2 protein-coding genes are annotated in these 1,082 nt (G+C 53.3%); both read left to right on the top strand.

The window, feature by feature from the left end:
* Positions 1–745: TM2 domain-containing protein (locus HWQ67_RS19450; protein ID WP_218254352.1), on the top strand; the 745-nt coding region annotated here is incomplete at its 5' end.
* Positions 746–783: 38 nt separating this feature from the next.
* Entirely contained in the window at positions 784–1,068 is a 285-nt protein-coding gene (locus HWQ67_RS19445) for a hypothetical protein (protein ID WP_218254351.1), read from the top strand.
* Positions 1,069–1,082: the final 14 nt, after the last annotated feature.

The following is a 1,082-nucleotide window of genomic DNA, read 5'->3' as shown; positions in this document are numbered from 1 at the left end:
GACGGTTGCCGGTATCTATGGCGTCACGCTTGGCGCCCTGGGGGTGCATCGCTTCTACCTCGGCTATACGGGCATAGGTATAGCCCAGATACTTGTGACGCTGCTGACCTGTGGAGTGGGGGCGCTGTGGGGGATTATTGAAGGCTGGATCATCCTGTGGGGTGGTGGATTCTTCGACAAGGACGCACGCGGTAACCCCCTGGTCAAATACGCAGAGCCACTACCGACGGAATCCGGGGCAGTGGATGACACGCCTGCCGCCGGCCAAAAAAACCTTGCCACTGCCGCCATGTATGGCGTCTTTCTCGGCGCCTTTGGGGTGCATCGCTTTTACCTTGGCTACACGACCATCGGGGTTATACAGGTGATTGTCACCTTTCTGACCTGCGGACTTGGCGCCTTGTGGGGTATGTTTGAGGGCTTTCTCATCCTGTCGGGTAAAATTGACAAGGATGCACAGGGCAGACCGCTCAGTAAAGACGTGGAGATCGTAGTGGCAGAGACCAATCTATCCGAAGAGTACACTTACAAGAACAAGACCATTGCCGGTATACTTGGCGTATTCCTTGGCAGCCTGGGGATACATCGCTTCTACCTTGGCTATACGGGCATTGGAATCGCCCAGTTGCTGCTTACGTTTTCCACCGGCTTAGGTGTCATCTGGGGGTTGGCCGAGGGGATTCTCATCCTCGCGGGGACCATAAATAAAGACGCCCAGGGAAGACCGCTCATAAATTACAAGTGAGATTATTTACGAACAGTGATAAACAAAGGAGAATATAGATGAAATTAACGGAAGCACCCAATTGCCCATACTGTGGACAAAAGATGAAAAAAACGGAAACACCACGCTTTAACCTCAGCGACGGCCTGGGCTGGTGTACGCCGTATCTATACGTATGCTTCAACGACGAGTGCAGCTTCTACGTGCAAGGCTGGACCCAGATAATGAACAACTACGGCAAAGTGGCCTCCTACCGCTGCATATACTACCCCGAAACCGGAGATATGGACACCATCTGCGTCTATACCAGCGACGGCCTCAGAGGACAAATCATAGAGGAGTGAGCGCCCCTTTGCCG

Origin of the sequence: Candidatus Magnetobacterium casense (assembly GCF_019173545.1) — a bacterium.
In the GTDB taxonomy this organism is placed as follows: domain Bacteria; phylum Nitrospirota; class Thermodesulfovibrionia; order Thermodesulfovibrionales; family Magnetobacteriaceae; genus Magnetobacterium; species Magnetobacterium cryptolimnobacter.
This window is presented reverse-complemented; position numbering and strand designations above follow the sequence as displayed.